This is a genomic window from Thermococcus sp. ES12, assembly GCF_012027515.1.
Lineage (GTDB): Archaea > Methanobacteriota_B > Thermococci > Thermococcales > Thermococcaceae > Thermococcus > Thermococcus barossii.
In genome coordinates this window covers 726,875-751,931 of sequence record NZ_SNUP01000001.1, presented here as the reverse complement: position 1 = coordinate 751,931, position 25,057 = coordinate 726,875, and the positions used below count along the sequence as shown (strand labels likewise).

At 54.3% G+C, this 25,057-nt stretch carries 28 protein-coding genes, 1 CRISPR repeat array and 1 riboswitch (1 of these 30 only partly in view); of the genes, 13 read left to right on the top strand and 15 right to left on the bottom strand.

The annotated features are described in order from the left end of the window. The first annotated feature begins 17 nt into the window (after positions 1-17). From E3E37_RS04215 to E3E37_RS04200, 4 genes are read left to right on the top strand one after another with little or no spacing between them, the layout of a single operon-like run. Positions 18-731, top strand: coding sequence for a TIGR02253 family HAD-type hydrolase (locus E3E37_RS04215; protein WP_167715046.1), 714 nt, complete (start codon positions 18-20; stop codon positions 729-731). A gap of 7 nt (positions 732-738) precedes the next feature. Next, positions 739-1,287, top strand: coding sequence for an ASCH domain-containing protein (locus tag E3E37_RS04210; RefSeq protein ID WP_167715427.1), 549 nt, complete (start codon positions 739-741; stop codon positions 1,285-1,287). A 41-nt stretch (positions 1,288-1,328) separates the two neighbouring features. Further along, positions 1,329-1,904, top strand: a complete 576-nt coding sequence (locus E3E37_RS04205) for a phosphatase PAP2 family protein (protein ID WP_167715044.1) — start codon at positions 1,329-1,331, stop codon at positions 1,902-1,904. Beyond that, positions 1,901-2,362 carry a COG2426 family protein gene (locus E3E37_RS04200; RefSeq protein ID WP_167715042.1) on the top strand — a complete coding sequence of 154 codons (462 nt, stop codon included), beginning with the start codon at positions 1,901-1,903 and terminating at the stop codon, positions 2,360-2,362. The genes E3E37_RS04205 and E3E37_RS04200 overlap by 4 nt, the downstream gene beginning before the upstream one ends. Before the next feature lie 8 nt (positions 2,363-2,370). Here the strand turns inward: E3E37_RS04200 and E3E37_RS04195 are convergent, their stop codons facing one another. Beyond that, positions 2,371-3,651 carry an MFS transporter gene (locus E3E37_RS04195; protein WP_167715040.1) on the bottom strand — a complete coding sequence of 427 codons (1,281 nt, stop codon included), beginning with the start codon at positions 3,649-3,651 and terminating at the stop codon, positions 2,371-2,373. A gap of 206 nt (positions 3,652-3,857) precedes the next feature. On the opposite strand from E3E37_RS04195, the gene E3E37_RS04190 reads away from it, so the two are divergent. Continuing rightward, on the top strand, positions 3,858-5,048 hold the full coding sequence (locus E3E37_RS04190; RefSeq protein ID WP_167715038.1) for an MFS transporter: 1,191 nt from the start codon (positions 3,858-3,860) through the stop codon (positions 5,046-5,048). Between the two features lie 41 nt (positions 5,049-5,089). On the opposite strand, the gene E3E37_RS04185 is transcribed toward E3E37_RS04190, so the two are convergent. Next, positions 5,090-6,412: a TldD/PmbA family protein gene (locus tag E3E37_RS04185; protein WP_167715036.1), complete on the bottom strand. Its 1,323-nt coding sequence runs from the start codon at positions 6,410-6,412 to the stop codon at positions 5,090-5,092. Between the two features lie 10 nt (positions 6,413-6,422). After that, positions 6,423-7,841 (bottom strand): TldD/PmbA family protein, encoded by a 1,419-nt coding sequence (locus E3E37_RS04180; RefSeq protein WP_167715425.1) that lies wholly within the window; start codon positions 7,839-7,841, stop codon positions 6,423-6,425. A 126-nt stretch (positions 7,842-7,967) separates the two neighbouring features. Between E3E37_RS04180 and E3E37_RS04175 the strand changes: the two genes are divergently transcribed. Together E3E37_RS04175 and E3E37_RS04170 are read left to right on the top strand one after the other, a co-directional pair. Further along, entirely contained in the window at positions 7,968-8,186 is a 219-nt protein-coding gene (locus E3E37_RS04175; protein ID WP_167715034.1) for a hypothetical protein, read from the top strand. A 10-nt stretch (positions 8,187-8,196) separates the two neighbouring features. Further along, positions 8,197-8,433, top strand: coding sequence for a type II toxin-antitoxin system RelE/ParE family toxin (locus E3E37_RS04170; RefSeq protein WP_167715032.1), 237 nt, complete (start codon positions 8,197-8,199; stop codon positions 8,431-8,433). A gap of 32 nt (positions 8,434-8,465) precedes the next feature. Here the strand turns inward: E3E37_RS04170 and E3E37_RS04165 are convergent, their stop codons facing one another. From E3E37_RS04165 to crcB, 7 genes are all read right to left on the bottom strand, one after another. Then, complete coding sequence (locus tag E3E37_RS04165; protein WP_088864734.1) at positions 8,466-8,756, bottom strand: MazG nucleotide pyrophosphohydrolase domain-containing protein; 291 nt, start codon at positions 8,754-8,756, stop codon at positions 8,466-8,468. Positions 8,757-8,796: 40 nt separating this feature from the next. Then, on the bottom strand, positions 8,797-9,477 hold the full coding sequence (locus E3E37_RS04160; RefSeq protein ID WP_167715423.1) for an aspartate/glutamate racemase family protein: 681 nt from the start codon (positions 9,475-9,477) through the stop codon (positions 8,797-8,799). A 50-nt stretch (positions 9,478-9,527) separates the two neighbouring features. Beyond that, positions 9,528-10,250 carry a MinD/ParA family protein gene (locus E3E37_RS04155; protein ID WP_167715030.1) on the bottom strand — a complete coding sequence of 241 codons (723 nt, stop codon included), beginning with the start codon at positions 10,248-10,250 and terminating at the stop codon, positions 9,528-9,530. A gap of 84 nt (positions 10,251-10,334) precedes the next feature. After that, positions 10,335-11,147 (bottom strand): mechanosensitive ion channel family protein, encoded by an 813-nt coding sequence (locus E3E37_RS04150; RefSeq protein ID WP_167715028.1) that lies wholly within the window; start codon positions 11,145-11,147, stop codon positions 10,335-10,337. Between the two features lie 58 nt (positions 11,148-11,205). Then, positions 11,206-12,423: a bifunctional phosphopantothenoylcysteine decarboxylase/phosphopantothenate--cysteine ligase CoaBC gene (coaBC, locus tag E3E37_RS04145; RefSeq protein WP_167715026.1), complete on the bottom strand. Its 1,218-nt coding sequence runs from the start codon at positions 12,421-12,423 to the stop codon at positions 11,206-11,208. A gap of 54 nt (positions 12,424-12,477) precedes the next feature. Next, positions 12,478-12,858, bottom strand: coding sequence for a DUF190 domain-containing protein (locus E3E37_RS04140; protein ID WP_167715024.1), 381 nt, complete (start codon positions 12,856-12,858; stop codon positions 12,478-12,480). Between the two features lie 4 nt (positions 12,859-12,862). Continuing rightward, positions 12,863-13,234 carry a fluoride efflux transporter CrcB gene (crcB, locus tag E3E37_RS04135; RefSeq protein ID WP_167715022.1) on the bottom strand — a complete coding sequence of 124 codons (372 nt, stop codon included), beginning with the start codon at positions 13,232-13,234 and terminating at the stop codon, positions 12,863-12,865. 127 nt (positions 13,235-13,361) lie between these two features. Here crcB and E3E37_RS04130 point away from each other — a divergent pair, with 127 nt between their 5' ends. After that, positions 13,362-14,642, top strand: a complete 1,281-nt coding sequence (locus E3E37_RS04130; protein ID WP_167715420.1) for a sodium:proton antiporter — start codon at positions 13,362-13,364, stop codon at positions 14,640-14,642. Here the strand turns inward: E3E37_RS04130 and E3E37_RS04125 are convergent. Genes E3E37_RS04125 through E3E37_RS04110 form a run of 4 tightly spaced genes read right to left on the bottom strand, consistent with a single transcriptional unit; the run spans position 14,639 to position 16,919 of the window. Next, the gene (locus E3E37_RS04125) at positions 14,639-15,064 is read right to left on the bottom strand and encodes a ribbon-helix-helix protein, CopG family (protein ID WP_167715020.1); all 426 of its coding nucleotides are present in this window, start codon (positions 15,062-15,064) and stop codon (positions 14,639-14,641) included. The genes E3E37_RS04130 and E3E37_RS04125 overlap by 4 nt on opposite strands. Further along, positions 15,061-15,363 carry a hypothetical protein gene (locus E3E37_RS04120; RefSeq protein WP_167715018.1) on the bottom strand — a complete coding sequence of 101 codons (303 nt, stop codon included), beginning with the start codon at positions 15,361-15,363 and terminating at the stop codon, positions 15,061-15,063. Before E3E37_RS04120 ends, E3E37_RS04125 begins: the two co-directional genes overlap by 4 nt. After that, the gene (locus E3E37_RS04115; protein ID WP_167715016.1) at positions 15,354-16,043 is read right to left on the bottom strand and encodes a DUF6062 family protein; all 690 of its coding nucleotides are present in this window, start codon (positions 16,041-16,043) and stop codon (positions 15,354-15,356) included. The genes E3E37_RS04120 and E3E37_RS04115 overlap by 10 nt, the downstream gene beginning before the upstream one ends. 9 nt (positions 16,044-16,052) lie before the next feature. Continuing rightward, positions 16,053-16,919, bottom strand: a complete 867-nt coding sequence (locus E3E37_RS04110) for a hypothetical protein (RefSeq protein WP_167715013.1) — start codon at positions 16,917-16,919, stop codon at positions 16,053-16,055. An 18-nt stretch (positions 16,920-16,937) separates the two neighbouring features. Further along, positions 16,938-17,011, bottom strand: a riboswitch (Fluoride riboswitch). Positions 17,012-17,104: 93 nt separating this feature from the next. Between E3E37_RS04110 and E3E37_RS04105 the strand changes: the two genes are divergently transcribed. Both E3E37_RS04105 and E3E37_RS04100 read left to right on the top strand, forming a co-directional pair. Beyond that, positions 17,105-17,794: a peptidase M54 gene (locus E3E37_RS04105; protein ID WP_167715011.1), complete on the top strand. Its 690-nt coding sequence runs from the start codon at positions 17,105-17,107 to the stop codon at positions 17,792-17,794. A 44-nt stretch (positions 17,795-17,838) separates the two neighbouring features. Continuing rightward, complete coding sequence (locus E3E37_RS04100) at positions 17,839-18,885, top strand: radical SAM protein (RefSeq protein ID WP_167715010.1); 1,047 nt, start codon at positions 17,839-17,841, stop codon at positions 18,883-18,885. A 29-nt stretch (positions 18,886-18,914) separates the two neighbouring features. Here E3E37_RS04100 and E3E37_RS04095 read toward each other — a convergent pair whose 3' ends face one another. Then, the gene (locus E3E37_RS04095) at positions 18,915-19,376 is read right to left on the bottom strand and encodes a peroxiredoxin (RefSeq protein WP_167715008.1); all 462 of its coding nucleotides are present in this window, start codon (positions 19,374-19,376) and stop codon (positions 18,915-18,917) included. A 95-nt stretch (positions 19,377-19,471) separates the two neighbouring features. Here E3E37_RS04095 and pyk point away from each other — a divergent pair, with 95 nt between their 5' ends. The 3 genes from pyk (at position 19,472) to E3E37_RS04080 (ending at position 23,423) form a co-directional block, all read left to right on the top strand. Further along, a complete protein-coding gene (pyk, locus tag E3E37_RS04090; protein WP_167715006.1) occupies positions 19,472-20,908 on the top strand; it encodes a pyruvate kinase in 1,437 nt (478 codons plus the stop codon). 63 nt (positions 20,909-20,971) lie between these two features. Continuing rightward, positions 20,972-21,166, top strand: a complete 195-nt coding sequence (locus E3E37_RS04085) for a hypothetical protein (RefSeq protein ID WP_088864718.1) — start codon at positions 20,972-20,974, stop codon at positions 21,164-21,166. Position 21,167: 1 nt separating this feature from the next. Then, positions 21,168-23,423 (top strand): amino acid permease, encoded by a 2,256-nt coding sequence (locus E3E37_RS04080; protein WP_167715004.1) that lies wholly within the window; start codon positions 21,168-21,170, stop codon positions 23,421-23,423. Positions 23,424-23,465: 42 nt separating this feature from the next. Then, positions 23,466-25,057: a CRISPR direct-repeat array (repeat unit 30 nt; unit sequence CTTTCAATTCTCCTACAGTCTTATTGCAAC) (it continues 443 nt past the right edge of the window).

Genomic DNA, 25,057 nt, shown 5'->3' with positions numbered 1-25,057 from the left:
AACCGGTGGGTGAAGGGATGATAAAGGTCGTGTTCTTCGACCTGGATGACACGCTTGTGGACACGAGCAGACTTGCCGAGATGGCCAGGCGGAACGCCATAGAGAATATGGTAAGACATGGCCTTCCCGTTGACTTCGACACCGCCTACCAGGAGCTCCTTGAGCTGATATCCGAGTACGGGAGCAACTTCGGCAGGCACTTTGACTACCTCCTCAGGCGCCTCGACCTTCCCAGCAATCCAAAGTGGATAGCGGCTGGAGTCATAGCCTACCACAACACGAAGTTCGCCTACCTGCGTACTGTGAAGGGCGTCAGGCGGGTTCTCCTTGACCTCCAGCGTTCGGGTTACAGGCTTGGCATAATCACCGACGGGGACCCGATAAAGCAGTGGGAGAAGATTCTCAGGCTTGAGCTCGATGCTTACTTCGACGGGGTCTTTATATCGGACTATCTCGGCGTGAAAAAGCCCCATCCGAAGATATTCCAGAAGGCCCTCAGGAAAATGGAGGTGGAGCCCGGCGAGGCGCTCATGGTGGGCGACAGGCTCTACTCCGACATATACGGGGCGAAGCAGGTCGGCATGAAGACGGCCTGGTTCAAGTACGGCAAATACGCGAACAGGGAGCTTGAATACCTTGAATACGCCGACTTTACCGTGAGTTCCCTTGAGGAGGTTGTTGAAATCGTGCGGGGGTTAAACAGTGGGGAAAGGCAGGAGGGTTCAGATTAGGAAGTTCATGCTGATTGATTCCGCCTATAAGTCGAGGATCCTCCGCGGCGACAAGGTGACCACGATACGCTACGGCGACTACGAGGCGGAGCTCGGGAGCGAAATCTACCTCGTGATAACGCCGAGCGACACCGCCGTAGCCAAGGTCAGAATAACAAAGGTCGAGAAAAAGAAAGTTAAGGAACTCACCAACGAAGATGCCAGACTCGACGGCTTCTCCGACGTCAGGGAACTCGTCAGGGAGCTGAACAAAATCTACGGCGAGCTCCACGGCGACGACGAGGTCACTGTGATAGGCTTCGAGGTGGTCAAGCGCTTTGATGACGGGATTCCTCTGAAGTGGCTCAAGGGTCTCAACTACCGCGAGCCGGCTGAGATAGCGCGTCTTTACCTGGAGAACAGGGAAAAGCTCAACCTCAACCGCGAGACCGACTTCATAATGCGCAGGATTTACAACGAGGGCCTCGGGAGGGCCGTCAGGACCTTCGGGCCTAAGAGGGTTCAGGGAGCGCTCCTCAAGACCTACCACGCGCTCTACTCTGCCGGGATTATCTGAGAGGAAAAGCTTTTTTATCGGTCTTCCCTTCTTAGAGTGCCATGAGGGGGATAAAACTTGACATCAGATTTGGTATCCTCACCATCGGGGTTCTCGGCCTCCTGGTTCTCCAGGCGGCCGGTTTACTCTACGGAATCAACGAACGGGTCAACTCAAGTCTTCCCCTCATCGACACCCCCATTATGAACTTTCTAACCGCCTTCGGAGGGGACCTCTTTCTCTTCTCCTTCGCCGCCCTCGTGCTCTATCTCGACTGGAGGGAGAAAGGGAGGCCCTCCCTGGAAACGGCCTCGTTTCTCTTGTCCATCGTCGTTGGCCTCGCCGCCGTCGGGGCAATGAAGGTTCTCTTCGCCGAGCCGAGGCCCATCGCCTACGGCTCTGGCGTGGGGAGCTACGCCTTCCCCTCAGGCCACACCTTTAGAGCCGCGATCATAGCGGCCTACGGCTCGGACCGCTGGAGGAAGTACGCCCCCCTGTTCTGGGCCTACGCTGTCGGGATAGCCCTCACCAGGCTCCTCCTCCACGTCCACTGGTTGGGCGACGTTCTCTTCAGCCTGCTTTTCGCCCCCTGGCTCTACCTCCTGCTCAAATCACTCCTCGGAGGGAGGTTTGAATGAACGGTTTCCTTGAGGTCCTCCTGCTCTCGCTGATTCCAACCTTTGAGGGGCGCTACGCGATAGTCTACGGCATCGGCATGGGCTATCCCATGTGGGAGACGCTTTTGGCCGCTTCCCTCGGAGTTCTGCTCCTTTCGCTCGTCCTTCCCGCTCTGCTCCCCTACATAGACAGGCTGATGCTCTGGCTTGAGGGAACCTTTCTCAGGAAAATCGCTCACCTCTACCTGTACTACGTTGAGCGGGTCAGGAAGAAGGCCCACCCCTACGTGGAGAAGTGGGGCTTCATCGGGCTGACTCTCTTCGTCGCGATACCTCTCCCGGGGACGGGCGTCTGGACCGGGGCTTTAGCCGCTTACCTGCTCGGAATAGAAAAGAAGCAGACGGTTCCGGCGTTAATCCTCGGCGGGCTTTTGAGCATGACGATAACGCTCCTCCCCGCGCTGGGGCTGTTTGGGTAAAAGGAAAGTCATGAAAGCTCCTTCCCCATGGTCTCCTCGCCCAGTGCCAGAACGTCGAGCGCCCCGGCTATTGCCATGGCCGCAATGATGAGAACCGCCATCGCCGCCCCGCTGGCTTCCATCACCTTCCCTGCCAGTATCGGAGCTATTCCACCGCCTATTCTCGCCATCGCCCCAGCCCAGCCTGTTCCCGTGCCCCTGACGGCTGTTGGATAAAGCTCCGGCGTATAGGCGTATATAGCCCCCCAGGCCCCGAGGTTGAAGAAGCTGAAGGCTATCGCGCTCGCGATTATCGTCGTTTCATTGCCGGAGTTCGCCGCGAAGTAGAAGCCGACGCCGGCTATTCCCGAAAGCAGCAGGTAGTAGGAGAGGGTTTTCTTCCTCCCAATCCGTTCGAGAAGGTAAGCGGCACTCCAGTAGCCGGGCAGCTGAGCTATCGCCGTGATGATGAAGTACTGGAAGCTCTTGAAGACTGTGATTCCAAGCGTAGCGGAGAGGAACCTCGGGAGCCAGATGAAGAAGCCGTAGTAGGCGAATGCTATGCTGAACCATGCTCCTGTGAGCATCATTGTCGTTTTGCCATAGCGCCGCCAGAGGTCAAGCACGGAGGCTTTCTCTCCAGCTTTCGGGACTTCCAGCTTCACTCCAACGCCGAATATCCTTCTGAGGATTTCCTCGGCCTCCTTAACCCTGCCCCTGATGAGCAGGTAGCGGGGCGACTCCGGGAGGGTAAAGAGCAGGGGCAGGAGCAGTATTACCGCGCCGCCGAAGAGCAGGATGCCCCTCCAGTCGGCCCCGACGAGAATGGCCACGACGCCGATTATTATCGTGCCTATCGCCCAGAAGCTCTCCAAGATGGAGATCATGGCACCCCTTACCGACTTCGGCATGAACTCGGCGAAGTACGAACTTGCAACGGGCAATGAACCGCCGAGACCAAGTCCCACAACGAAGCGCAGGGCTATGAGTTGATTGAGATTTGAAGCGAAGGAGCTGATTACTGAACCGATGGAGAAGGTCCCGACCGCAAGGATGAGCGTTCGCTTCCGGCCTATCCTGTCCGAGAGGTAGCCGAAGAGCCACGCGCCGAAGAGCATGCCGAAGAGGGCCGCCGAGCCGAGAGAGCCGAGCTTTGCCAAACTGCCCTGAAAGGCCGGGTCGTTCTTGAGGAGTGCTATGACGAAGCCCGCCGAGATGGTGTTCACCGCTATGAACGCCCAAACCGTCCCGAGGATAGCCAAAAGCGTGTAGTGGAACTTATTCAACCTGGAGTTCTCGATGACCTCCACTCCTCACCACCCGCTTTCATTTGAATGAAGAAGTTTTTAAGCGTTTTCTCGGCCATTCCGTCTTGTTACGCAGATTTGGGCAATCTCCTGGAGATTCTGGAAAGTAACGTGACTCTGTGTTCTCCGACGCCGGGTGTTATGCCCGTTGCGTCATTCAAAAACCTTAAATCTTTCCAACGACCAACTTTCCATCCCCGGGTGGTGAAATGGAATGGCTTGGACGCTTTAAGCTCCTCTTCGCCCTGACCTACGCCGGATTTCTGGGCAACATAGCCGTTATATACTACCTTTCACGGGGCCTGAGCTACGGCGAGATAGGTCTCGCGACGGCCGTTGCCGGGATGGGTTTCTTTCTGTTTGAGGTTCCAACGGGGGTTATCGGGGACAAGGTGAGCAGAAAAACCAGCGTGCTGATTGGTTTCATTATAATGCCGTTTTCAACGTCCCTCCTTCTCTTTCTGAGAAGCTTCTGGGTTCTCCTGCTCCATGAACTCCTAGGAACCCTCGGGGCCTCCTTTGTCAGCGGGAGCATCCAGGCGTGGCTCTTTGACAACCTTAGAGCGGAGGGCATGGAAGGTCAGTTCAGGGAGATATGGCGCTCAATCCAAAAGCTTGCCCTGATAGTCAGCTCTGCCACAACCGTTGCCGGGGGCTTCATAGCCCAGTTCTTTGGCTTCGAGGTGGCCATAGCCCTCACGGCTGCCCTTCAGGTGTTCCTGATTCCCCTCGCCTTTAGCATACCCGAGATGGGCTTTTCCAAACCCGAACTTTCCTACACCCTCCACCTTCTGAGCTCGTGGCGTGAACTCAGGAAGCCGGAAATTGCGTGGCTCATCGCCTACCTTCTCTCGGTCACGCTCGCCCTCGGGCAGTTCAGGAAGTTCTTCGAGCCCTACCTGGGAGACATCCTGGCAGCTTACCTTGGGACGACGATACTGGGGACCCTCGGAATACTCGGACTCGTCGAGGTGCTCGTTAGAACAGTCCCCCGGTACATGGGGATCGCCCTCCGCGGGAGGGCCGGCCGCCTCCTTCACGGGCTTGCCCCCGTTGGCATACCCCTGGCAACTGTTCTCTCAGTTCTTTACCCCAGTCCCCTGATTATAGTCCTCCTTGGAGTTGCCGCATCGCTCCTTGCGTCTGCGTTTACCTTTAACTTCTCGGTCGAATTCCAGAAGAGGGTTTCGAGCGAGAAGAGAGCGACGGTGATATCGCTGAGGAACATGGTTCTCGCCCTTGCAACTTCTGCGTTCTATGTAGTTTATGGCTTTGCAACGGACTCCCTTGGCCTTTCAAGGGCGAGACTTCTCTTCGCGCTAGGTTTTCTTGCCCTGGGATGCACTTTCAAGCTCCTGAGCGCTGGCCCCCTCAGGAATTACCTGAGGTTTGAGGCATGACTCCAGCTTAACAGGTTAAAGAGAGGCATAAAAGGAAAGACTCACTTCGTTGCCCTCGTTATGCCGACGTTCTCAACGAGAACGTAGGGCGTCGAAACCGGCGTGCTGACTTCCCACCAGTGGATGTGGTGGCTCTCATTTCCGAGGGCCTTGATTCCTTCAAGGATCCTCTGGAAGTTGTCGCTCACGCGGATGTTCCTTATCGGCCTCAGTTCGCCATTCTCGACGAGGAAGATGCCGTCACGCGGTATCGTGGAGAAGTCGCCGGCGACGTAATTCTGGAATCTCGTGTACCAGACGTTGGTGATGTATATGCCCCTTTTAACCTCGCTGAAGAGTTCGGCCTTCGAGTAGTCCCCCGGCTCAAGGACGATGTTCCAGGCGTGGGGCATTATCAGGCCGGCGTTGGCCGTCGTCTCGGTTCCGTACTTCCTTGCCATGCTCGTATTGAGCAGGAATGTCTTGAAGGTTCCGTTCTCGATTATTGTCGTTTCCCTCGTCGGAACGCCTTCATCGTCGAACTTCCTGGTTCCGTAGCCGTTTGGCAGGTTGCCGATGTCCTTGATTGTAACCAGCTCGCTCGCGACCTTCTGACCGAGCTTGTTCACCAGGAAGGAGAAGCCCGCCTCGGCGGCGTAGGCTGAGGTCATGAAGCTCATGTAGCTCAGCAGGTTTGCAAAGGCCAGCGGGTCAAAGATGACGTCGAACCTTCCCTCCGGTCCCTGCTCCGGGTTCTGCGCCATCTTAGCTATCTCGCCGGCCTTCCTTCCGGCTGATTCTGGGTCGAACTTTTTCAGAACGCGCACCGAGTTCGTTCCGTGGCCGCTCTCAAGATCTCCCACAAAAGCTCTAACGCTTATCTCTATCCCCGTTCCCTCGTCAAAGGCCTCGACACCGTTGCTGGTGGTTAGGTAAATTCTGTCATGGTCGGTGTAGAGAACACCGGCGACGCGTTTCGCTCCTTCCTCAAGGGCCGCGTTTATGGCGGTCTCAACGTACTCGTTCGGCTCGTCCAGCTCGACTATGGCCCTATCGAAGGTCTCCGGAATATCTTTGTACTCGAAGGGTCCCTCGGCGATGCCATAGTAGTCCTCCTTCGGCGCCATGCCCTTCATGTTCGCCAGCAGGGTTTTGAGCGTCTTATCAATGTTCTCTTCGCTCAGCTCGGTTATGGTTGTACCTGCCACTCTCTTTTCAAGCTCAACGAACAGCTCCACCTTCCTCTCGTGCCAGTTTTTGGCCACGGTTATCTCGTTATTGGCGAAGCGAACCTGTCTGCGGTTGGTCTCATAACCCAGAACCACGACGTCACCGAAGCCCAGCTCTTTGGCCTTCTTAAGGATGAACTCATTAATGTCGAACATCTCCACCACCTCACGGCCTCCTAAGCGGTATATCCCTGAGCCTCGCGTGCGCTCCGCCCATCCAGACCGGGACGCCTTGGCCGGGTTCACCCTTTCCGCAGGTTCCAGGATAGAACTCGACCTCTTTGCCAACGGCATCGACGCTGCTCCACAAAGCTCTGGTGGTTATCTCAAGGATTGGCCTCCTAACAGGGTGCTTCAGCTCGCCGTTCTCGATGAGGTAGGCCTCCCTTCCGATGTACCTCTGCTGGTAACGCCTGTCGTCGATGTTCCACTCGTTGAACGAGACCATGTAGACGCCGAGCTTGACGTCCTCAATCAGCTCCTCGAAGGAGTAATCGCCGGGAGCTAAGTAGGTGTTGGCCATTCTCACAATCGGCTCGCGGTTGTAGTTTATCGCCCTCGCCGAGGCGTTGGAGCGCTGGCCGAGCTTATGGGCATATTCTCTGTTGGTGAGGAATTCGGTTATGATTCCCTCCCTGATGAGATACCTTGGACGGGCTTTGACACCCTCGTCGTCATAGAGGTAGAAGCCCCAGCTGTTCGGTATCGTCGGGTCGTCTATGACCGTAACGACCTCGCTTCCAATTCTCTCGCCGAGCATGTCCGGCTTGACGAAGCTCTCCCCGGCCTGAGCGGCTTCCCTTCCGAATATCCTGTCGGCCTCATAGGGGTGCCCGACGCTCTCGTGGACGGCTATCCCGGCCACCTCGGGGCTTATGATCAGGTCAACCTTACCTTCGGGCGGCTTCTGTCCTTCATAAATCAGCTTCTTGAGGGCCTGAACGTCCTTGACAGCCCACTTCCAGGGCTCGTCCCTCTCGATGAGCTCCAATCCCCCGGAGAATGCCCTCTGGACGAAGGGGGCCTGCTCCATCTGGCCGTTCTCGAAGACAACGAGGTTGTAGGTCACAGAAACGCGCGGGATTTTGCTCTTCACGTAGGCCCCTTCGCTGGTCAGTATCTCCTTTTTCCAGAGCTGGTCAGAGTACATGAGGTAGCGCATGGGCACGTTCACGCCGGTGGCTTTGACTTCCTCCTCGATTTTCTTCAAAAGCTCAAGCTTCTCCTCCGGAGAAACGTCGCGGAAGTCCTTCTTCATCTTGACCTTGTAGGAAACGCGGTGGAAGTCCTCCTCGGAAAAACGAATCGGCTCGTTCCTCACCTTCGATGCCGCCCTGGCCAGCTTGACGGCCTTTTTAACGGCCTCGCCCACGCTCTCCCTCGTGAGGACGTTTGTACTGGCGAAGCCCATTCCTCCATCCACGAGAACCCTTATCCCCATCCCCCTGTCCGCGAGTACTTGAAGGCCTTCGGGGTTGCCGTTCTTCATCGCCAGGGAGGTGCCGTTCTTCTCCTCGAACCTCGCCTCCGCGTAGGAAGCGCCGAGTTCGAGGGCCTTCTCAACCGCGAACTCTAAAACATCCATGCACATCACCTCGGTTTACTGCATAGAATAGTGCGTTCGAAAGTATAAAAGTCTTTTCGTTAAGATGGCGGTCGAAAAGCACGTAAGGTTTAAGTTTGTGGGAGCTTAGATAAGTCCGGTGGGATTATGGGTGAGAGTGTGAACATTTCCCTGATACTTCGGGACATTCAGCTCATGCGCAGAAAACTGGACGAGATAGAGAAGGAGCTCCTCAAGCTGAAAATGGAAGAGCTGGACGAGGAGGAGCTCGGCGATGAAGAGCTTGAGGAGCTTGAAAATCTCTCCAGGGAGACCCTGGAAAAGGGAATACCCTGGGAAGAGGCAAAGAAAGAGCTCGGCCTCTGAGGTGCGTTGAATGACATACCAAGTTCTTCTTCACAGAAACGTCGTGAAAAATTTAAAAGATGCCCCCGAGGGCGTAAAGAAAAAGTTTGGTGAGCTGATTGAAGAGCTTAGGTTCAACCCGATACCCTCCGAGAAGTTTGACATCAAGAAGATTAAGGGGAGAAAGAACACATTTAGAGTCCGTTTGGGTGAATACAGAGTAATTTACGAACTTCGACGAAAGGAGCTTCTTATTCTTAATCGTTAAATTTGGAAAGCGGGAGAACGTATACAGGTAGTTCACTTCTCCTCGCACTCGCACGGCTTTTTTCCGCAGTAGGGGCAGACGCCGGGATACTTCTTCTTGGCCGCCTCTTCCAAATCAACGCCGAGCAGATTGGCTAAACTCGCGAGCCAGGCCAGAACGTCGGCGAACTCCTCCTCCATCGCTCCCCTGTCCTTCTTCCTTATCGCCTCGCTCAGCTCGCCGACCTCCTCAACGAACCAGAGGAAGGTTCTCTCCACTCCCCTCTTCGAGTCCTTGTGGAAGTATATCTCCCTGATCATCTCCTGGAATTCCCGTATTTCCACTTTCCCCACCAGGAGGAAGGGGAAGAAAAGGGCTTAAAAATCACTCGCTCGCCACTTCGATGAGCTTCCTCATGTGGATCTCGACGGTGTCGAAGACCTCCGCCGGCACATCGCCGGACTTCACTATCAGCGGGAGCTCGGTGCAGCCGAGGATGACGCCTTCGATGCCTTCTCTTTCTATGTAGCGGTTGATGAGGTCAATCACCCAGTTCCTGCTGGTGAAGTCCTCGAACATCAGCTCCTCGGTGATTATCCTGTTCAGCTCGTCCATCTCCTCTTCACTCGGCGTCACGACCTCGAAACCGGCCTCGCGGAGTGCGTTCTTGTAGAAGTCGGCCGTCATTGTCGTCTTCGTTCCGAGGAGGAGGACCTTTCTAACACCCCTCCTCTTCATCTCCTCGATGAGGGCATCTATTATGCTCACCATCGGGACGTTGATTGCTTTCTGAACATCCGGAAAGACTATGTGGGGAGTGTTGGCCGAGAGCGATATTATCTCCGCCCCCGCCCTCTCAAGGGCCTTGGCAGCCTTGATAAGTATCTCCTTCCGTCCCTCCCAGCCGTTCGGGTTGTGGATGAACTCCTTGAAGTTTATCGAGTAGATTATCAGCTCGGGAAAGACGTAGGGCTCGAACTTCTCCCTGCTTATTTCCAGGTATTTTTTGTAGTAATAACACGTGGCCTCGGGGCTTGTTCCGCCTATGATTCCTATCCTTTTCATAAGAACCACCGAGAAACGGAACGTTCCAGGGTTTATGAGCGTTTTGGAAATTAGAAGAAAACTTCCTCAAACGTGTAGGACAGTTTGGTTATCACACCCAGTTCATCCCCCCAGGTGCAGATTGGAGTGCCGTTGTACGTGCCCTCAAGTATCAGCGGGTCGTACGGCACCGTGCCAAGGAGGGGCACCTCAAGCTCCTCGGAGATGAATTTCTCAAGGTCTTCGAGGTTCTTTTCCGGGATTAACGGCTTGTTGAGGATGACCCAGAAATCCTCGATTCCCAGGTGGAGAAACTTTCTTATCGCAGAATCTACCCAGTCCTTGAGGTTCCTCAACGGCACGGTGCTGGGGTCTATGACCAGCACTTGATAGTCAAGCTCGGGGATGAGCGGGTGGGCGTCTATCGGAAGGCCAGATGGGAAATCTATGAGAACGGCTCCGTATGCAGGTTTAAAGTACTCAATAAGTGTCGTGAGATTCTTAAAGGGTAACCTGTGCCTTATCGGGGCGTTTGGGTCGCCCAAGAGGAGATGAAGGTTCCTTATCTCCATGTAGGGATACGTCAGCCATTCTAAATCCATCCTCGGATTCTCAAGGTATGCGTGGATGGTGTATTTTGGAGTGACCCCGAACTGAAACGCCAGGTTGGGGAAGTACAGGTCGGCATCTACGAGAAGGGTTCTGATGCCCCTCATGGCTAGGCAGGCCCCAATGTTTGAAGTGAGGGCGGTCTTACCGCTGCCTTCAAAACCGGTTATCCCTATGACCACCATCCCTGCTCACTTTGTAACGGGTTCTGACAATAATAAAACTGGGCGGCAAGGTTCAAAAATCTTTCTCGCCGCCCTTAAGAAAAGTCATTCGGGCATCTCCTTGACATGGACGTCGAGCTGTGGGAACGGTATCTCTATGCCTTCCCTGGTGTAAAGCTCGTAGATACCCTTGGTGAGGTCTCCCTTGACCGTCCAATAGTCTTCTGTCTTCGCCCAGGCCCTCAGCTGGAGGTTTATCGATGAGTCCGCGAGGGCGGTTATCACGACGCTCGGCTCGGGGTCGTCGAGAACCTTGGGATGGCCCTTCATCAGGTCCATAGCCAGCTTTATTGCCCTGTCAAGATCCGTGCCGTAGGCGACGCCTATGTCCACATCTACTCTCCTCGTCGGCATCCTCGTGTAGTTCACTATTATGCTTCCCCAGACCAGCTTGTTGGGTATGGTTATGACCCTGTTGTCCGGGGTCATCAGCTCGGTGCTCATCAGGCCTATGCCGTTAACCTTTCCGACCTGGCCAGAGACCTCGACAACCTCATCGAGGTCTATCGGCCTGAGGGCCGCTATCCATACGCCCGCTGCGAGGTTGGTGAGGGTATCCTGCAGGCCGAAGCCCAGTATCAGGCCTATCACAGCCGACAGGCCGAGTATCAGCGGGGAGACCGAGATGCCAACGGCTCCAAGGGCCACTATTATGACGACCACGTAGAGCATTATGGCCAGGAACCTGCCGAGGAACTCGACGACGAGCGGCGGGAGCTTGGTCTTTCTCAGGCTCCTCTTGAGGAGCGATACGAGTATCCTCGCCACCAGATAGCCGACGACAAGTATTATCAGCGCCGACACCAGCTGGAACGGTGTCACCCCTATGTATGGCAGGGGCTCATCGAAGGCCACCATACTATCACCTCGAATGGTTTTAGGAAAATTGGTTAAGAGGGTAAAAAAGGTTTTTCATTCATCGGCTAAGAATTGAAGTTATTTCGTCCCAGAGCCTTTCTGCCAGCTCCCTCTTGCTCATCCGGGGGAGCTTCTTTACAGCATCGCGGGTGACCAGCAAAACCTCGTTCTCGTCACTCCCGAAGGCTTTGAGGGTGTTGGCCACCACAAGGTCACTTCCGGCTCTGTTAATCTGCTTCCTTGCGGCCTCTACAAGCTCTTCCTCGCTGAGGCCCGTCTCGGCCTTGAAGCCGACGAGGAAGACGTCGGGCTGGAGTTTCTTAACGCGGTCAATTATCTTCGGCGTCGGTTCGAGTTCAAGGGTCAGCGATTTCCCGCTATTTATCTTGGTCTCCGCCTTATTCTTGACCCTGAAGTCGCTGACAGCCGCCGCCAGAACAACAATATCGTATTTCTTTGCCCTCAGCTCGCCCTCTATCGCCCGGAGCATCTCCTCAACGGTCTCAACCTCGATCTGGTTTTCCACGAAGCTGGGGACGCTCTCCTTTGTCCTTATCAGCGTTACCTCCGCCCCTCTGAAGTCGGCCTCTTCTGCTATAGCAACACCCATCTTCCCAGAACTCGCGTTGGTTATGTAGCGGATCGGGTCTATGTACTCCCGTGTAGCTCCCGCCGTAACCAGAACGCGCTTCCCTTCGAGGTTCTTGGGATGGAGCTTTTTGATGACGCGGTAAACTATCTCGTCTATCGAAGCTACCTTGGCCTTGCCCTCCTCAAAGCGAGGCCCTATGAACTCGACGCCAAGTTTTTTGAGCTTCTCGATGTTCTCCACAACTATCGGGTGCTCGTACATCGTGGAGTGCATGGCAGGGGCTATCAGTATCGGCGTGTGGGCAAAAGCGGTGGTTACAACGGTTGTAACGGGTGTATCGTCTATGCCGCAGGCGATTTTGCCAATGGTGTTAGCGGTTGCCGGACAGACGAGGATTAGGTCCGCCTTGTTCTCATGCTCTCCCGCCAATTCAACGTGCTCTATGAAGCCCGTGATTTCGGTAACGACTGGATTGCCGGTAGCGAACTCCATTGCGTAGGGGTGAATTATCTTGGTTGCGCTCTCGCTCATGACGGCGTGAACCTCTGCGCCATGTCGAATAAGCTCCCTGGCGAGCTTCACACATTCAACCGCTGCTATGCTGCCCGGAATAGCGAGAACGATTTTCTTTCCAAGGAGTTTTCGGCTCTTGGTGGCGTGGATAAGCTTGACGTGGTGAAGCATGATGGCACCTCCAGAAGGGATTGCACTAACTCATATATAATACTTAGGAGAGAATCAGAGTTCCCTCACGGCGTCCTCCTCGAACCTGCTCACCTCTTCCTTCGTGCCCACCCACACGACTATGGTCGGCTCAACCGTGATCATCCCGTCCTTTATCATTGGCTTTATCTCACCTATCACGTTCTCTATTTTATACCCCCTGTCAACGACCTCGATTATGATGGGCAGGTCGGTTGAGAGCCTCATGACGTCCGCGGAGTGAACGCGACTCTTTTTGCCAAAGCCGTAAATCCCGCGATAAACGGTTGCCCCCGCGATGCCCATCTCACGGAGCTTCTCAACTATCGCCTTGTAGAGTGGCTTTCCCTCAAAGCGGTCGTTCTCGCCTATGTAGATGCGAAGGCGGAGGGTGTTCCAGTGTTCAACCTCAACCACAAAATCACCTCCTTGCAAGGATGAACCCGAGGAATACTAGGCCAATCGTGATTATAACGTTTGCCGAGATGTTCAGGGCGGCTATGAGGTATTCTCTCTCGCGGAGGAGAGAGAAGGTCTCGTAGGAGAAGGTTGAAAACGTGCTCAGTGCCCCGCAGAAGCCCGTTCCGAAGAAGAGCCTCCATTCGGCTGAGATTCCGATGCCCCAGAAGAGCAATCCGTAGAGATAGCCAAGGATGAGGCTGGCTATGCTGTTCACCATGAGGGTTCCGACGGGAAACTCCCTGTAAACGGGAAGCAGCCCCGAAATGTAGAACCTTGCCAGCGCACCGAGGGCGCCGCCCAGCATTATCGCGGTTACTATTCTGAAGTTCACGATATCACCCTCTCCTCTGCCTTTCTCCCGTCTCCAGCATGCATCCCGCAACCCCTACTTAAGATTTTGGGCCCCTGGGTTGCAATACCCTTAAATAATTCCCCGCCGCTGTAGGAGTGTGGCAAACATGCCGGGGATTCCGAGCTTTGAATTTGGAATAGAGACCATTGCCCTCGCTTCACTGGTAGTTCTTCTCTCGGGCATACTGGCGATGCTCATCAGCAGGAAGACGAAGTTTCCCTACACTCCCCTTCTCGTCCTCCTCGGCGTTCTTGTGGGGCCCGTCCTCAGTCTCATTCTCCCCCACACCGCCAGGGTGCTCTTCTACTACGTCCGCGCCTTCGGTCTCTTTCTGGTTCTCTTCGCGGCGGGCTTTGACCTCAAGCTCCATGTTCTCAGGCGGCACAAGCTCGTCATAACACTCCTCGATACGGCCGGCCTTCTTGGGACTGCACTCCTCGCCGGATGGTTCTTCTCGTGGGTCTTCCACGTTCCCTTCGCGGTCGGCTTTCTCTTTGGGGCAGTGGTTTCCGGCACCGACCCGGCCACGCTCATACCGCTCTTCCAGGAGCACGAGGTCCCGGAGGACGTTGAGACGATAATCATTACGGAGGCCATATTCAACGGCCCCCTTGCGATAATACTCACGATGGTTGCTCTTTTCCTTGTAGTTCCTGAGATTCCTGGCTACAATCCCATCGGGCCCGTTCTGAAGGGTGCGGGGCTGTACTGGGCGGCCGTAGCCTACTTCCTCTACCAGATATTCGTCTCGGCGGCCATTGGAGCGGCCATAGCCTACATGGCGTACCAGGCCATAGTGAGGCTTGGCCTCTACAGAAGCCCCTACACCCAGATACTCGGTCTGGCGATGGCCTTCGGGGGCTACGTTGTCGGGGAGTTCCTGGGGGCATCGGGCTTCCTCGTCGTTACCGTCATAGGTCTCATCCTTGGAAACCACCGCGAGTTCTTCAGGAAGGAAAGCAGCAAGGTGGACGATGCGGTGGAGAGGAACATGGAGTTCAACGACGTCCTCTCGACATTCTCGGTCATATTCATCTTCGTGCTCCTCGGTGCAAGCCTCGACCTCACCGGCCTGGAGTGGAAAACGATAGTGGCATCGCTCCTCGTGGCCCTCTTCGTCATATTCGTCGCCAGGCCGCTGGCTTCCCTCGTCATCCTGCCCTTCACCGGCCTCAGGAGGTACCTCTTTATATCCCTGGAGGGCCCGAAGGGTGCCGTTGCCGCGAGCATGGCCATACTGCCCGTCGTCCTCGGGAGGGTCTACGGCAGCCCTGAGCTTATTGAATGGGGGGAGCTGATACTGAGCGCCGGGCTGATGACGGTTCTGCTCTCCATGTTGCTGGAATCCGCGTGGGTCTCAGTCCTCAGGGAGAAACTGCTGGGTTAGTCTTTTCCCCCAAAGTTGAGGTAGTAATGTATCTTCTTTTCGACCTCACTGTAGTCCCTTTCCGGAAGTCCCAGCCGCTCACGGAGTCTCCTGTTCTCGGCAATCATGGCTGAGAGCTGTATCGCAAGGTTCTGGTTGTCCAGTGCGATGTAGTATGAGCGGAACTTCAGAGGGGACCATTTGCCCTCCAGTTCGTAGAGTTCTTTTTCGAGCCGGGATATTTCCTCTTTGAGCCTTTCAAACGTTTCCTGGTTGGCGTTGGGGTCGTCCTCTAGGTAACCATGAAGAAGCACTATCCTGATCGCCTCTTCAACCCGGAATCCATAGCGTTCACAGAGCTCCTTGATTCGCTCCATGATTTCGTCTGGAATCCTGAACGTTACCCTTCGCCAGCCCTTCTTTGGCCGTACCGTGAGTTTCATCCTTTCCTGCCCTCCAGTTCTGCTCTGAGCCGTTTATTTTCCTCACTGAGCTCCTTCCGAAACGCCATCAGGAACCTCTTGTCCAGCTTGCCCATTTCTTCAAACTCGATCAGCTCTTCGTAGTTTGCCTTCATCTCGATGAGCCTCTTCTTGACCCTTTCCCTCTGCTCGATGAGAAAACGTAGCTTTAGAACCCTCAGGGTTCTCTCAAGGCCCTCCAGGTCCCGAAACCTGGCCTCTATCTCCCTCCGGTTCTTCCTTATCTCCTTTAGCTCGTCGTCCGTGACCTCTATCTCCACGGGAAGCCCCTCCGACCTTTTCCTTTCCCCCTCTTTCTAACCGTTACTCCAGTTTCGAGACCCTTCAGAGCTTCTATCGCAAGGGGCAGTGATGATATCTCCTCTTTCGTGGGTTTCTCCCTGGCACGGTAGTCGAATTTATCTATGAATGACCCGAGGCGCTTCTCCAGAACCCGTAGCTTTTCCAGCTGGAGGTTTTCAAGCATCCTGGCCGCTTGGGGGTTCGTCCGTTGGAGGGTTGACACCAGCATCTCATAGTGTCTCCTGCATAGTATGGATTCGGAGTTCCGGTACTCCGGGAGAAGCTCCTCAATCCTCTCCGCAAAAGCTTCCACAGTGCTGGTCTCTTTCTCCTCCACCAGCCGGCAGAGGAAGCATTCCCCCTCCTCGGGGGTACGGCCCCTTTCCAGTGATGCCACATAGGATGAGAGCATGTGCTCGTAGATGATGGCCACGCCCAGGGGTCCGAGGAGGGGGTCGGAGTAGGCCTCCCTGAGGGTCTTCCATGCGTGGTAGGTGCAGAGGCCGAGACTCTCCTTGAACTTCTCCCGCACTCCCGGGTCGTTCACGTGTTCGTAGAGGATCGTCTCTATCTCAGACTCCTCGTATTTGCGAAGTATTCTACAGACGGGACAGCCGTCTCCCATCGCATCTCGGAGATATATGCCAATAAGGTCCATTCACACCACTCAGAGGTAGCGCTTCATGAAATCCAGCACGGCCAGGGCCCTGTACGTGTTCTGGAAGTTCGAAATGCCCAGTTCCAGAGAGCGTCTGAAGCCGCCGTTGGGATTCTGCAGCTGACGTATGAACCAGATGTGCCTCCTCGGGCAGACTGGAGTTTCACCCTGAAGTTCCAGCCCCCTGGCCGCGTAGAAGGTCGGCTCCAGGTACGGGGGCAGGCTGTAGGGGACCTCGGTGAAACCGCCCCAATCACCGCAGAGCTCGCAGTTCCTGAAGTGAGGACTCTTAGGTGGCCTGTAGCCGAGGGCCCGGAGTGTGTAGATTGCCTGGTAGGTCATCGTCGTTGTGGGCCCCTTAACGCCGTACCCGTTGCCGTTTCTGAACCTCATGACGAAGGTTCTTATGGCGCCCCTCTCATCGGCGCTGAACCCGTAGCCTATGGCCTTAAACGCCTTGACCACCCAGTAGGTTGCCTCCAGCGGTGTTGCCGTCCCGAACTCCTCACTTCCGCCGAGACCGACGGCAAATTCGCCTTCCAGCGGGTTGTACTTGGTAAAAACGATGTCAATGTGCTCCATCGCAACGTCTTCTGCTCCCAACATGGCCAGCCCTTCAAAGGCCATTGCTATCGCCACCACAGCGGTCTGGGGCTGTATTGCGTTCGCGAGGAATTCAATGGTCTTCTCAGGCTCCGGGAACTCCAGCCCGAGCAGGTCGTAAATCTTGACCGCGTAGTACGTGTCATTGACGTTGGTATCGTCCAGAACGCTGACGAAGCAGTAGCCGCCGTCCCCGTGGCGTCTTTCCTCTATGTACCTGATGAGCGAATCGGCGTTAATGAACCGTCCAATTTCATGGAGCTTCGAGCCCATTCCACCGCCTCCTTCTTTGGTAGAACAGGCGTCATCAGCCCTCGCGGGCGGTTCGGCTCGAAGCCCGGGCGGACGCCATCGCCCGAAAAAGCATCTGAAAGGCGTTTAAAAACGTTTGTGGTGCAATTACCTAATAACCTAAAAATTTAATAAGCATAAAACGGCCTTTCATTTGTGATGAAATCATGGAGTTCATAGCCTTCACCTACGTCGGGAACTTCGTGAAGGAGGAGGTCATACGGGAAGTTGTGTTCAGCGTATTCGAGGAGGCCAATCATTTCTTTGAGGAGAGCGATATTCCCCTGAGGTTTCTGTACATAGGGAAACTCAAGCTTGAACCGGGATACCTAATAAGCCTAAACACTCCAGAGGGAAAGGTTAGGGTCTATCCGCTCGAGGCCCTGGTTGATGTTCTCCACGCCAAGTTGCTAAACGAGATAGAGGAGAGGCCCGATATCAAGATGAACAAGATATTTGCCCTGACCACATTTCCGCTCGTCTCCCGCAATCCCTACTTCGATTTCTTCGAGAAGTTTCTGGGGATACACGAAACGCGGATCGGTCTCAGGATTATGGTGCTCTCGATGAGGCCGTTTGAACCACCAGAGCTCCCAGAACTCCTGAAGAAACCTGGAGAGAACGGAAAGGGGGAGCTTTTGAGGTCAAAGCTTGAGCTCTTCAAGAACCGCCTCCTGAAGGGGGTTCTCCACGAGGTCGGCCACAGCTTTGGCCTTGACCACTGCACCAACAACTGTGTGATGAACTCGCCATCGAGCATGGAGGAATGGGACTCAAGGATGCTCGGCTACTGCGATTCCTGCTTCATCAGTCTCAAGAGGGCTGTTGAATGGTCTGACCTCAACCTGAGGGAGTGAAGGGGAGGCAAAGGTTTTAGGGTTCCCAGCGTCACACCATTGTGATGTGGGGCGGAAGGTTTCACGGATACGAATCCGAGAATGCAAGAAGAGCGCTACCCCGCTACTTCTCAATTCTGGCCGGGGAGACTGAGCCGGCGTTCTTCGCCGTGAGGAAAGTTAAGGTGAGCTTTGATAAGGATTCACCACTCGATGAGCTCTGGAACGAGCACGCCGAGGGCATGGACAGACTTAGGGACAACGACCTCGGCGAAGTCCCCGAAAAGAACCTCCTCGACCTCAAGGCACTCATCGCAGACAGAATCCTGGAATCCTGCACCCTCTGCGAGGTAAAGTGCCGCGTGAATAGAAGGGAGGGTGTAGGGTACTGTCGCGTTCGGGAGAGCCTGGTTGCGAGCGACTTCCTCCACTACGGGGAGGAGCCTGAACTCGTGCCGTCGTACACAGTCTTCTTCTCAGGCTGCAACTTTCGCTGCGTCTTCTGCCAGAACTGGGACATAAGCCAGTACCGGGTTGGAGTGGAGCATGTTCCGGAGTTCATGGCTCTGAAAATCGAAGAGGCGTTCAAGCGGGGCGCCAGAAACGTTAACTTCGTAGGCGGTGAGCCGACTCCAAACCTCCCCTTCATCCTGGAAACCCTGAGGCGCGTTGATGTTCCAATACCCGTCGTCTGGAACTCCAACATGTACATGAGCGAGGAGGCAATGAGGCTTCTCGATGGTGTGGTTGACGTTTATCTTGCCGATTTTAAGTGGGGAAACGATGAGTGCGCCTTGAAGTACTCAAAGATTCCCCGTTACTGGGAGGTGGTAACCAGGAACCTCCTCCTGGCCAGGAAACATTACGGGGCGGAGTTCCTCATAAGGCATCTCGTGGTTCCGGGACACCTTGAGTGCTGCACGCGCCCCGTGCTTAAATGGATAGCCGGGAACCTTGGACGGGACGTGCGCATCAACGTGATGTTCCAGTACAGGCCGGAATACCTGGCAGGAAGGTATTCCGAGATCAACAGGAGACTCAAGAGGGATGAAATGGAGAGAGCAGCCGAGATCGTTGAGGGGCTCGGTTTCAGAAACGCCCTGGTGGGTTAGCCCCCTGATTTCTGAGGCAGAGTCCAGTTCTACAAATCGCCTACCAGCTTTCTGGCCTCCTCAAGAACCTTTGCCGCGTGGCCCTTCGCCCTGACGTTGATTTTCTTCCAGACTATTTCTCCATTCGGGTCGAATATGAACGTGCTCCTTATCACGCCTTCGTACTCCTTCCCGTAGCGCTTCTTCTTTCCCCATGCACCCAGGGCCTTTATCAGCCTGGCCTCGGGATCGCTGAGCAGTTTGATTCTCAATCCGTGCTTCTCTTTGAATCGGAGGTGGCTCTTCACGGAGTCTTTTGAGACACCAACAACCTGAAAGCCCAGCTTCTCGAACTCTGGAAGGAGTTCCGTGAATTCCTTCGCTTCGGTGGTGCAGCCGGGGGTGTTGTCCTTGGGGTAGACGTAGAGAACGGTCCATTTGCCACCCAGGACTTCGCGGAGCGAGACTTCCTTTCCCTCTTCATCGAATACCACAACTTCCAGCGGGTTCATCCAATCACCCCTCTGATTAGGGTATCCTAACTCATAAGCCTTTCGTGGGATAAGATTATTTAGGAGGGTGCTGAACTGTCATATCAGGTGAGAACATGAGGCTTCCGTCTCACAAAACCAAGATAGTGGCCACGATAGGTCCCGCTTCGATGAAGCGGAAAACCATCGAGGCCATGATAAAGGCCGGGCTGAGCGTTGCGAGAATAAACTTCGCCCACGGTGACCTTGAGCAGCACGCGAAAACGGTCGAGATGGTAAGGGAAATCTCAGAAAGGCTCAACCGCCCAGTGGCCATTCTCGGCGACCTGCCTGGGGTAAAAATCCGTGTTGGGGAGATACAGAACGGTTCGGTGACGCTGAGACGATGGCAAACGGTTGTTCTGACAACGAGAGACGTCGTTGGGAGCGAGGCAGAGATACCCGTAGAATTCAAGGACTTCCCCAGAATGGTCTCAAAGGGGGATGTCATCTACCTGAGCGACGGCTTCATAGCGCTGAGGGTGGAGGAGATCAGGGGACAGGATGTCGTCTGCAAGGTTCTGGTTGGGGGAACCCTCTTCTCCCACAAGGGCATCAACGTGCCGAAGGCAAGGATGGCAATCGACGCAGTAACTGATAGAGATTTGGAGTTCATTAAATTTGCGATTGAGAACGGTATTGACGCCGTCGGTATAAGCTTCGTTGGCTCTGCCTACGACGTCCTCAAGGTCAGAAGATTTGTGGAGGAGCGGAAGGGGAGCCTCTTCATAATCGCAAAGATAGAGAGACCTGATGCCGTGAAAAACTTCGATGATATACTCTGCGCTGCCGATGGTATTATGATAGCAAGGGGCGACCTCGGCGTCGAGATGCCAATCGAGAAGCTCCCCGTCCTCCAGAAGAAGCTCATACACAAGGCCAACGTTGCCGGAAAACCCGTGATAACGGCCACCCAGATGCTGGAGAGCATGACCGAGGAAAAGCTACCCACCAGGGCAGAGGTCACTGACGTGGCGAACGCCATTCTGGACGGCACCGACGCCGTCATGCTCTCGGAGGAAACTGCGGTTGGAAAGTACCCGGTAGATGCGGTTAGAATGATGGCCAGGATAGCCAAGACGACGGAGGCATACAGGGACTCCCAGTGGTCAGCACGCATAATCGAGTGGAAGATGACCCGCTGGAGCGAAAGGGGGCCCAAGAAGGGCACGATAAAGGACACAATAGCCAGGAGCATCATCGAGGCACTCACTTCAATGGATATCAGGTACATCCTTACCCCGACGAGAACCGGCGAGACGGCGAGGCTCATTTCGCGCTTCAAGCCCAAGCAGTGGATTCTGGCCTTTGCCACCGACGAGCACGTTGCACGGAATCTGATGTTCTCGTACGGCGTCTACCCCTTCGTTGTCAGTGAGACGAGTGAGGAAGAGATACTGCGCGTGATACGGGGACTGGGCCTCGTTAAGGATAACGACCCGGTTCTTCTGACCAAGGGGACGCCGATAGGAAAGACTGCAGGCACGAACACCATCAGGATATTCACCGTCTGAAGACTATCGATACATTTTAAATTTCCGTTTCCCTATTATTTCCTCACCTGCGGGGTGGAAGGAATGAACACCGACCAGATACTCGGCGCTGCTATAATCTTCGGCTCCTATGGGGCGATGCTTGCTCTTCTTCACAAGTCAAACTCCATAATAGCCGAGATGAAGCGCAAACGGATTGAAAGAAAGCGTAAATACGCGAAAAAGAGGATAGGTCATGTCCTTGAAGTTCAGAGGGCTACGAGACACAGGAGGAGGTAATATGGAGCACGAGGGTGAAAAGGTGGAGCTTTCCCGGGGGCTTTCGCTGGTTCATCTCATGATGATGGGTATGGGCATGATGATAGGTGCCGGTGTCTTCGTTGCAACCGGCATCGCCATTGGTTTCGCCGGTCCGGGTGGTATTTTAGTTGCGTTCGCTCTCAACGGTCTCATCGCTTTCTTCTCAGCGATGTCCTTTGCGGAGCTGGCCTCCGCCCTCCCAACGGCCGGAGGGGCCTACACCTACATCGACGAGGCGTTCAAGGGCATCGTTGGTTTCATATCCGGCTGGATGAACTGGTTTGCCCTGACGGTCGCGGGCAGCCTCTACGCGATAACTTTTGCAACCTACACGGTTTTTCTCATCGAAGATACGCCATGGTTCACCAACCTCGGCCTTGAGAGTGAGCTGGTCATCAAGCTCCTGGCCCTGGCGATAGCACTTGTGTTCATTGTCATAAACTACATCGGCGTGTCTGAGACCGGGAACATCGAGAACCTCATAACCCTCGGCCAGATGGGAACGCTGGCGTTTATAGGCCTCTTCTCCATCTACTACATCGTTATTCATCCTGAAAAGCTCTCGCACTTCAGTAACTTCGTCCCCAACGGCTGGGAGAAGGTTTTGATGGCCATGGGCTTCACCTATGTGGGATTCGAGGGGTACGAGGTCATAGCCCACGCCGGAGAGGAGGCCTTTGAACCCAAAGAAACCGTCCCCAAGGCCATACTATACTCTGTCGCCGCAGTTACGGCGACCTACCTTCTATTCGCCTTTGCGGCGATAGTTGGGGCCGAACCCGGCGGGATGTCTGTGAGTGAGTGGTTTGCAATGCACGGACCAGTTGGAATGGGCGAGGCCATAAGCGACCTGATGCCGTACGGGGGACTTCTCATAACGCTGGCGGCGATTTTCTCATCTACCTCTGCATTGAACGCCACCATTTACTCCTCCACGAGGGTTCTCTTTGCCATCAGCAGAGACGGCAGGCTTCCCAGAATCTTTTCAAGGATTCACAGGGTCAGGCGCGTTCCCCACTACGCGCTCTTTGCATCGTCCTTGATAGTTCTAACCGTTGCCCTCATATTTCCGATAGAGGATGTCGCGGCAAGCGCGGACATAGTGTTTCTCCTAATCTTCCTGCTCGTTAACGCGGCTGTGATAAAGATAAGGAACGAACGGGGAGATGAGCTTAACTATGGCTTTCTCATGCCCTACTTCCCCTACATTCCTCTGCTCGCAATCGTTTTCCAGGCGATCCTCTCGCTCTGGGTCTTCCACGTCAGCCCCACGGCATGGGCAATAACCCTCCTCTGGATAGTTGCCGGGCTGGTTATCTACCGCGGATACGAGGGCGCCAAAGTCGAGGTGGAAAAGCCGGAGAGTGAGGTGGTCTTCGAAGAGGCCGGCGAGGAGGCCCGCTACAGAATAATGGTGGCCGTCTCAAACCAGAAGAATGCCGAAATACTAACGAAATACGCTGGGGAAATAGCGGAGAGGATAAACGGGGAGCTGCTGATAGTCAGCGTCGTTACCGTTCCCGAACAGACCCCGCTTGAGGAAGCCAGACAGTTTGCTGATGAGGCAGTGCAGACCATCAGGCTCGCCAAGTCATACGCGCCGAGCGGCGTCAAGACGGAGGGAATCGTTTATTACGCCCACAGCGTTTACAGAGGAATCCTGAGCGCCGTCAGGGACCAGAAGGCTGACCTTCTCGTCCTGGGCTGGGAGGGCCGCTCGAGGTGGAGCAAATACGTCCTCGGCAGCAACTTGGACAAGATAGTCGAAAACGCTCCCTGCAACGTTCTCGTCATAAAACCCGGCGATACAGAGAAGCTAGAAACGATAGGGAGCATACTGTTCCCGACGAGGGGAGGAAAACAGGGCGCCGCGAGCGCAGAGCTCGTCTCAATACTGGCCGATGTTTACGGTGCCAGGGTTACTGTCCTGAGCGTTAATGTTGAGAATGAGCCGGAGGAGAAGCTCAGAGAGCGCCTTAAGCCGGTCGTTGAGAAGATAAAGGGGGCCGAACTTAAGATAGTGGACGGCGACCCGGTACAGGCAATTCTCCAGGAATGCAGGGTGCACGACCTCGTGGTGATGGGTGCAACAAGGGAGCCGCTCTTCAAAAGGCTGATATTCGGTGAAGTGCCCGAGAGGGTGGCAAGCAGATGCCCAAGAACCGTCATGCTGGTCAAGATCAACAGGGGCATACGGGCGAGAATAAACCGTCTGCTTGGAAGAAGGGTGGAGTGATGGCGCTTTTTTATTTCCTTTGATTCTACCTAACCAGCCCATCTTTCGATTCTCTTAGAGTCTTATTGCAACTTACTGCCCTTCGATTCCGATCATCTCGCCCCCTTTGCTTTCAATTCTCTTAGAGTCCTATTGCAACTACGATGTCAAGGAAGATGGAGCCACTGGAGACCTCCTTTCAATTCTCCTAGAGTCTTATTGCAACAGTCACCGTCGAGCTCCTGAAGCTCCCACCGCGCTTCGCTTTCAATTCTCCTAGAGTCTTATTGCAACTCAATCTCTTTCAGCAAGTATTCGCCGAACCAACGCTTTCAATTCTCCTACAGTCTTATTGCAACTCTTCAAAAAGAAAAGGAACGCTAAATACGTTATTAACTTTCAATTCTCCTACAGTCTTATTGCAACCGAGTGACACGCTTCTGCAATGATCACAGAAGTTAAAGCTTTCAATTCTCCTACAGTCTTATTGCAACTGGAGGTGAGCGGAGGATGGCCCAAAGGTTTGTTCGCTTTCAATTCTCCTACAGTCTTATTGCAACGGACAGTTACCAGCCTGACTTTAAAATAGCATTTTTCGCTTTCAATTCTCCTACAGTCTTATTGCAACCTGAACATTAAAGACCATCTGCCTGCCTTTCCGCCTCCTTTCAATTCTCCTACAGTCTTATTGCAACGCGTGCCCTTTCTCTTCTTTATCGTAGGTGGGGCATGCTTTCAATTCTCCTACAGTCTTATTGCAACGCGAGGCGAATGGCACTATCCAGGTCAGGGACATGAGCTTTCAATTCTCCTACAGTCTTATTGCAACTCCATGCTCTTTGACCACTTCTCAAACGCCTTAACCTCTTTCAATTCTCCTACAGTCTTATTGCAACTGTGTACATCGGCTCATGGGCGTACGTGAACTGGGGTCTTTCAATTCTCCTACAGTCTTATTGCAACTGCCCTCGAAATCTTTTCAGAGAACGAGCAGCGTGAGCTTTCAATTCTCCTACAGTCTTATTGCAACTGGAAAGGAAAGTTCAGCTTCGAGTGGGAGAGCGCCCCTTTCAATTCTCCTACAGTCTTATTGCAACATCATTCTTCATCCTCAAGCTTGAACTTTTCACAGGGCTTTCAATTCTCCTACAGTCTTATTGCAACCCCCACCCCTTCCTTTCATATGCAACGCCGGTAATACTTTCAATTCTCCTACAGTCTTATTGCAACGGCATACCAAAGTACCAAGCCGTCCGTGGGCGGGTCGCTTTCAATTCTCCTACAGTCTTATTGCAACGGGGTGAGAGCTTATGAAGGAAGAAGACGCACAGCTACCTTTCAATTCTCCTACAGTCTTATTGCAACCACGTCAGCGACGCCGGGACGGTGGAGTTCTGGTTCCTTTCAATTCTCCTACAGTCTTATTGCAACTCACAACACTAAACACACTAAAAAACTAATACATTAACTTTCAATTCTCCTACAGTCTTATTGCAACATGACCATGGGGGTTGATGCCATAGTCCTTGGCGTGTCTTTCAATTCTCCTACAGTCTTATTGCAACTAAGAAGCTCGTCGAGGAGTTTGGTTACACTCTGCAACTTTCAATTCTCCTACAGTCTTATTGCAACTCGGGTAGTTCACCAGCTTGATG

Excerpts from the sequence above, each read along its gene's own strand:
- E3E37_RS04095 (WP_167715008.1), bottom strand. The coding sequence starts at position 19,376 with ATGAACCCGCTGGAAGTTGTGGTATTCGATGAAGAGGGAAAGGAAGTC.
- E3E37_RS04150 (WP_167715028.1), bottom strand. The coding sequence starts at position 11,147 with ATGGTGGCCTTCGATGAGCCCCTGCCATACATAGGGGTGACACCGTTC.
- E3E37_RS04200 (WP_167715042.1), top strand. The coding sequence starts at position 1,901 with ATGAACGGTTTCCTTGAGGTCCTCCTGCTCTCGCTGATTCCAACCTTT.
- E3E37_RS04115 (WP_167715016.1), bottom strand. The coding sequence starts at position 16,043 with ATGGACCTTATTGGCATATATCTCCGAGATGCGATGGGAGACGGCTGT.
- E3E37_RS04215 (WP_167715046.1), top strand. The coding sequence starts at position 18 with ATGATAAAGGTCGTGTTCTTCGACCTGGATGACACGCTTGTGGACACG.
- E3E37_RS04105 (WP_167715011.1), top strand. The coding sequence starts at position 17,105 with ATGGAGTTCATAGCCTTCACCTACGTCGGGAACTTCGTGAAGGAGGAG.
- E3E37_RS04205 (WP_167715044.1), top strand. The coding sequence starts at position 1,329 with ATGAGGGGGATAAAACTTGACATCAGATTTGGTATCCTCACCATCGGG.
- E3E37_RS04210 (WP_167715427.1), top strand. The coding sequence starts at position 739 with ATGCTGATTGATTCCGCCTATAAGTCGAGGATCCTCCGCGGCGACAAG.
- E3E37_RS04160 (WP_167715423.1), bottom strand. The coding sequence starts at position 9,477 with ATGAAAAGGATAGGAATCATAGGCGGAACAAGCCCCGAGGCCACGTGT.
- E3E37_RS04190 (WP_167715038.1), top strand. The coding sequence starts at position 3,858 with ATGGAATGGCTTGGACGCTTTAAGCTCCTCTTCGCCCTGACCTACGCC.
- E3E37_RS04125 (WP_167715020.1), bottom strand. The coding sequence starts at position 15,064 with ATGAAACTCACGGTACGGCCAAAGAAGGGCTGGCGAAGGGTAACGTTC.
- E3E37_RS04130 (WP_167715420.1), top strand. The coding sequence starts at position 13,362 with ATGCCGGGGATTCCGAGCTTTGAATTTGGAATAGAGACCATTGCCCTC.
- E3E37_RS04170 (WP_167715032.1), top strand. The coding sequence starts at position 8,197 with ATGACATACCAAGTTCTTCTTCACAGAAACGTCGTGAAAAATTTAAAA.
- E3E37_RS04110 (WP_167715013.1), bottom strand. The coding sequence starts at position 16,919 with ATGGGCTCGAAGCTCCATGAAATTGGACGGTTCATTAACGCCGATTCG.
- E3E37_RS04155 (WP_167715030.1), bottom strand. The coding sequence starts at position 10,250 with ATGGTGGTCATAGGGATAACCGGTTTTGAAGGCAGCGGTAAGACCGCC.
- E3E37_RS04185 (WP_167715036.1), bottom strand. The coding sequence starts at position 6,412 with ATGTTCGACATTAATGAGTTCATCCTTAAGAAGGCCAAAGAGCTGGGC.
- pyk (WP_167715006.1), top strand. The coding sequence starts at position 19,472 with ATGAGGCTTCCGTCTCACAAAACCAAGATAGTGGCCACGATAGGTCCC.
- coaBC (WP_167715026.1), bottom strand. The coding sequence starts at position 12,423 with ATGCTTCACCACGTCAAGCTTATCCACGCCACCAAGAGCCGAAAACTC.
- E3E37_RS04100 (WP_167715010.1), top strand. The coding sequence starts at position 17,839 with ATGTGGGGCGGAAGGTTTCACGGATACGAATCCGAGAATGCAAGAAGA.
- E3E37_RS04080 (WP_167715004.1), top strand. The coding sequence starts at position 21,168 with ATGGAGCACGAGGGTGAAAAGGTGGAGCTTTCCCGGGGGCTTTCGCTG.
- E3E37_RS04180 (WP_167715425.1), bottom strand. The coding sequence starts at position 7,841 with ATGGATGTTTTAGAGTTCGCGGTTGAGAAGGCCCTCGAACTCGGCGCT.
- E3E37_RS04175 (WP_167715034.1), top strand. The coding sequence starts at position 7,968 with ATGGGTGAGAGTGTGAACATTTCCCTGATACTTCGGGACATTCAGCTC.
- E3E37_RS04085 (WP_088864718.1), top strand. The coding sequence starts at position 20,972 with ATGAACACCGACCAGATACTCGGCGCTGCTATAATCTTCGGCTCCTAT.